At 67.6% G+C, this 4,385-nt stretch carries 6 protein-coding genes; 3 read left to right on the plus strand and 3 right to left on the minus strand.

What is annotated here, in order from left to right; translation table 11 throughout:
* Nucleotides 1-394 precede the first annotated feature (394 nt).
* From VD972_RS20825 to VD972_RS20835, 3 genes are read left to right on the plus strand one after another with little or no spacing between them, the layout of a single operon-like run.
* On the plus strand, nucleotides 395-937 hold the full coding sequence (locus tag VD972_RS20825) for a sigma-70 family RNA polymerase sigma factor (protein ID WP_324989642.1): 543 nt from the start codon (nucleotides 395-397) through the stop codon (nucleotides 935-937).
* The gene (locus VD972_RS20830; protein ID WP_324989643.1) at nucleotides 934-1,476 is read left to right on the plus strand and encodes a hypothetical protein; all 543 of its coding nucleotides are present in this window, start codon (nucleotides 934-936) and stop codon (nucleotides 1,474-1,476) included. Before VD972_RS20825 ends, VD972_RS20830 begins: the two co-directional genes overlap by 4 nt.
* Nucleotides 1,473-2,048, plus strand: coding sequence for a hypothetical protein (locus VD972_RS20835; protein ID WP_324989645.1), 576 nt, complete (start codon nucleotides 1,473-1,475; stop codon nucleotides 2,046-2,048). Before VD972_RS20830 ends, VD972_RS20835 begins: the two co-directional genes overlap by 4 nt.
* A gap of 14 nt (nucleotides 2,049-2,062) precedes the next feature.
* Here VD972_RS20835 and VD972_RS20840 read toward each other — a convergent pair whose 3' ends face one another.
* From VD972_RS20840 to VD972_RS20850, 3 genes are all read right to left on the minus strand, one after another.
* Nucleotides 2,063-2,491 carry an EVE domain-containing protein gene (locus tag VD972_RS20840; protein WP_324989647.1) on the minus strand — a complete coding sequence of 143 codons (429 nt, stop codon included), beginning with the start codon at nucleotides 2,489-2,491 and terminating at the stop codon, nucleotides 2,063-2,065.
* Nucleotides 2,492-2,542: 51 nt separating this feature from the next.
* Nucleotides 2,543-3,271 (minus strand): hypothetical protein, encoded by a 729-nt coding sequence (locus VD972_RS20845; protein WP_324989649.1) that lies wholly within the window; start codon nucleotides 3,269-3,271, stop codon nucleotides 2,543-2,545.
* A 70-nt stretch (nucleotides 3,272-3,341) separates the two neighbouring features.
* A partial coding sequence (locus VD972_RS20850) for an amylo-alpha-1,6-glucosidase (protein WP_324989651.1) occupies nucleotides 3,342-4,385 on the minus strand: 1,044 nt, incomplete at its 5' end.

Genomic DNA, 4,385 nt, shown 5'->3' on the forward strand with positions numbered 1-4,385 from the left:
TCCCCGAGGCGTTCCAAGCGCCGGCCCCCACCTTGCGCAGGCAGGAGGAGGCTCCGCGTCCCGTGGGAGGGCCCCTGCGTACCTGCTACGCCTGTGGCTTCGAGGGGCCGCGCTCCGAGTATGACCGGGCCGTGGTGTGCCCCCGATGCGACTCGAGCTGGCTCTGAGAGGACTGCCCCAGGGCAGCGGAGGCTCCTCAAACCTGTAAGATTGTCAGACAGGTTTGGCGCATGCGCTGCCGACAGGCGCCCTGGCCCGGGCTTGCTCCTGGCCTTGGGTAAGGAATCTCCCTACCCGTTGAGCGATGCGAACGGCTGTATGCCGTTTTCGTGGCTCATGCGTCCTCATTTCCCGGAAGCTGCTCGGGAGGAAAGGGTTGAGGGTCGCCGCCGCCATGGACGAGACGTCAATCGGGACACGCGCCAGCGCCGTGCTCGACTTCGACGCCCTCGTTGAGCTGGAGCAGGCGGGGCTCCTCCGGCTCGCCCGGCGGCTCGTGTGGGATGCGGAGGAGGCGAGGGATCTCGTCCAGGCCGCCCTGGTGGATGCCTATGAGAAGCGCCACTCCCTGAGAGATCCCCAGGCGGGCCCCGCTTGGCTGCGGCGCATCCTCGTCTCGCGGGCCATGGGCCTGCTGCGGCGCAGGCGCGTGTGGAACGTGCTGCGCGAAATGCTGGATCTGGGCCCGGCGCCTCGGCCCTCGCCGGAGGAGTCCTTCGAGGGCGTCGAGCGCTGGCAGGCCTTCGGCCGCGCGCTGAGGAGCCTGCCTACCCAGCAGGCCACGGCTTTCAGCCTCCGCTACTTGGAGGGGCTCGACCTCGGCTCCGTTGCCGAGGCCATGGGCATCGAGCGAGGGACCGTCCGCGTCCACCTCTACCGGGCCCTCCAGAAACTCAAGGCCGCAGACGCGCTGATGATGAAAGGAGAAACGCCATGAGCTGCGACGAAGTGACCGCGGCGATCGTGGATGACGGGCTGCCTCGACCCGCGGACTTCCAGGCCCACCTGGACCAGTGTCCTCGGTGTCGCGAGCTCGTGCGCCTCCAGGCTTCTGCCTCGGCGCTGAGGCTGCCGGGGCCGCCGCCGCTGGAGCTCATCTCCCCGCAGGCCCTCCAAGAGGAGGTGCGTCGCCGTCAGCATCGACGCCGGGCTGTCGCAGGAGCCGCCGTGGTGGGGGCCGTTGCCGTCCTGGCCCTCTTCATCATGCCTCGCCAGGTGCCAACGGCGCCCGACATGGACGTGGCCATGGACATGTCTCCAGCGGCAGGGGTGGCGCTACCTCCGCTCGATCTGCTGATGGAAGAGGTCCGAGGTTACACGCGGCGCGATCCGACCTTCGACGATGAGACGTACGCGCCCTTCGGGATGCTCGCCCTCTGGGTGCGCCCGCCCACGGCTGTGGCTCTGAACGATCGGCCCTTCCAGAGGGCCCTTGCCCCGCTTCACCCCTCACCCACACAGGAGCTTGCACGATGAGCAGGACAAACATGTGGACCCTCGGCCTCACGGCAGCGCTGTTCGCGGTGCCCGCCCTGGCCCAGCAAGAGGACGTCGTCATCGAGCGGAGTGCCGCCCCGGCCATCGCCCCGATGCCGCCCATGCCGCCCATGCCGCCCATGCCGCCTACGCCGCCCATGATGGTGGCCCTGCCACCACCGGCCTATGGCATTCCTCCCCACGTCGTGGAGAGGCTGGGGCTGCCGAAGGACCTCGTCCAGCGCATCCAGGATCTGACCTTCGAGGCGAACGATCAGCTCATCACGCTGGAGGCAGACCTGAAGCGGGCCCAGCTCACGCTGGACAAGCTGCTGCGCTCCCAGAACCCGAACGAGAGCACCGTGATGCAGCAGGTGGACACGGTGGGACGTGCGGAGATGGCCGTGCGCAAGAACCGCATCGGGCTGATGCTGCAGATCAAGCGACTGCTGGGGCCGGATAACTGGCAGAAGCTCGAGGCCGAGATGGGGGAGATGCGGCGTGAGCTCCGCTTCATGCGCCACCCGACCTTCGAGGAGGAGCGTTCGCGCCGCCCCGAGCCCCGGAAATAAGAGGCGTCGGCTCCTTATTTCGGCAGGGTCGTCTTCCCCAGCTTGAGGAGGAGCTTGAAGTGCTCGGCGGAGACGGGCACCACGCTGATCCGGCTCTTGGTGATGAGCTGGAGCTCCTTGAACGCGGGAGTCTTCTTGAGGGTGGCCAGGGTGACGGGCTCCTTGAAGGCAATCACGGGCGCGACGTCCACGGAGGCCCAGTCCTCGCCGGGAGCGGTGGGGTCCTCTCCCGCCGCGGTGAGCACCTTCGCCACGGCGACCACGGCCTTGTCCGTGTTCGAGTGGTAGTAGAGGCAGAGATCTCCAGGCTTCATGGCCCGGAGGTTGTTGCGAGCCTCATAGTTGCGGATGCCCGTCCAGCCCGTCTTCTGATCCTTCTCGAGCTGGGAGTACGGGTAGACGGAGGGCTCGCTCTTGATCAGCCAGTATCGGGTCTTCACCATGGCAGCGCACTCTACCCATACGGTAGGGAGACGCGAGCACTCCGTGTGGCCTCAGGCAGCGCTGGTGCGCGTAGCGACTTCGCCGCCCACGGGTGCGTCTTCGATGCCCAGGCGGCGCTCCAGCGTCTGCTCGAGGTAGAGCACCTGGTCCTTCTCATTCAGGCCGGAGATCAGCTTGATCTTCCGGCCCTCGCGATCCAGCGCAAACAGATCATAGGTGAGGGTCTGGGTTCCCTTGTTCGTCTTGACGACTTCTTCCCCATAGAGCTGCGTGAACTGGCGGCCAGGAACATCCCGGTTGCCCGTCCAGGGCAGGGGGCCATGGCGGATGGTGAGCTGGTTGCGGCTCACCTCGACCGTCGTGCGGTTCACGAGCCCAGTCAGCGTGTAATACGTGAGGCCCACTCCCACCGCCACGTGGGCGATGGGGAAGAGGATCGCGATGATCGGAGCGTCCGCCGAGAGCGCGATGCCGTACCACAGGACCAGGAACCCATCCCACGCGGCGCAGAAGAAGAGCAGGAAGATGAAAGCGGGGTTGAACCACCGCCAAGTGATGCGGGTGGCGCCGTCATTGTCCTCGACCTGGAAGCGCGCGGGGAGGGGGGCCTTGGCTCGGGTGAGCCTGGGCCTGTCCGAGGCCGGCGCGGTGAGCCCGCGCGCCTTGCGTCCGGACAGATCGTAGACCGCGTTGCACGAGTGGCACTTGGCCACGGCGATGTCCAGGCGGACATCCTCCGGGCGCAAGGGGGCGTGGCAGACTTCACAGGAGAGCTGCATGGACCGGTGACTCCGGCTGAGGGTCCCCGGAGTCTAGCGGATGCCATGTCCGGGCTGCAGGGGAGGGGGCTCAGGTGACGTGGGTCTTCAGGAACACCCGCAGCGCCTCCGCCACGCTCCACGCCTGTGCGACGCACCCGCGCGGCCGGTAGGGTTCCGTCGCGTCGAAGATCTCGCTGATCTGTCCGACGCCCCCATGCTCCAGGTGGTGCTCCAGGCCCGAGAGCAGCGCTCGTGCCGCCTTGATGTCCGGGTTCACCTTCAGCGTCGCGTCGATGTAGTGCCCCATCAACCAGCCCCACACCGTCCCCTGGTGATAGGCCGCATCCCTCGCGCGCAGATCCCCATCGTAGTTGGCCTTGTAGTCCGGGTGGCCGGGCGCCAGGCTCCGCAGCCCCACCGGGGTCAGCAGATCCCGCCGCACCACCTCCAGCACCGCCTCCCACCGCTCGCGCCGCAGCACGGGGTGGCGCAGCGAGACGGCGAAGACCTGGTTGGGCCGGATGGCAGGATCCTCCTGCCCGTCCTCCCCATCCACCACATCGAACAGGCAGCCGGCCGCTGGGTTCCAGAAGCGCTTGTTGAAGCTGGCATACACCCGCTCGGCAGCTCCCATGTACGCTCTTGGCTCCTTCCCCAGCTGCACCGCCCAGGTGGCCATCAACTGCAGCGCGTTGAACCAGAGCGCGTTGAGCTCCACCGCCTTGCCGCGCCGGGGTGTCACCACCCAGCCGTCCACCTTGGCGTCCATCCAGGTGAGCTGGTAGCCCTCCTGTCCCTGACTGAGCAGCCCATCCACCGGATCCACGCCGATGTGGAACCGCGTGCCCCGCATGTGGTGCTCCACGATGCTGGCCAGCGTGGAGAACATGTCCCTCAGCAGCTCCACGTCTCGCGTCGTCTCCACGTAGCGGTCCACCGCGTGGAAGAACCACAGCGTCGCGTCCGCCGTGTGGTACACGCCCTCGTTCTCGCCGTCCGGGAAGTAGTTGGGGATGAGGCCGTCGCGCACGTAGTGCTGGAACGTGCGCAGGATGGCCGCCGCCTCGCGGTAGCGCCCCGTGGCCAGCGTCAGCCCGTCCAGGCTGATCATCGTGTCCCGGCCCCAGTCGGT

Origin of the sequence: Hyalangium sp. (assembly GCF_035629615.1) — a bacterium.
Classification (GTDB): domain Bacteria; phylum Myxococcota; class Myxococcia; order Myxococcales; family Myxococcaceae; genus Hyalangium.